Source organism: Cupriavidus sp. SIMBA_020 (assembly GCF_046535395.1).
GTDB classification, from domain to species: Bacteria; Pseudomonadota; Gammaproteobacteria; order Burkholderiales; family Burkholderiaceae; genus Cupriavidus; species Cupriavidus campinensis.
Genome location: NZ_JAWRWU010001590.1, coordinates 1 through 238 on the forward strand (window position 1 = coordinate 1; position 238 = coordinate 238).

At 61.8% G+C, this 238-nt stretch carries 1 protein-coding gene; it reads left to right on the plus strand.

The window, feature by feature from the left end; translation table 11 throughout:
• On the plus strand, positions 1-238 hold a 238-nt coding region (locus tag SB751_RS34970), incomplete at both ends, for a transporter substrate-binding domain-containing protein (RefSeq protein ID WP_410749610.1).

Genomic DNA, 238 nt, shown 5'->3' on the forward strand with positions numbered 1-238 from the left:
GTGTCCGCCATCTACATCACGCCCGAGCGCAGCAAGGTGGTGGATTTCACCGACCCGTACTACGCCGGCGGCCTGGTGGTGCTGACCAAGAAGGACGGTCCGGTCAAGACCCTGAAGGACCTGGACGGCCGCAAGGTGTCGGTGCAGGTCGGCACCAAGTCGGTCAATTACCTGAAGGAACACTACCCGTCGGTGCAGCGCGTCGAGGTCGAGAAGAACCAGGAGATGTTCAACCTGG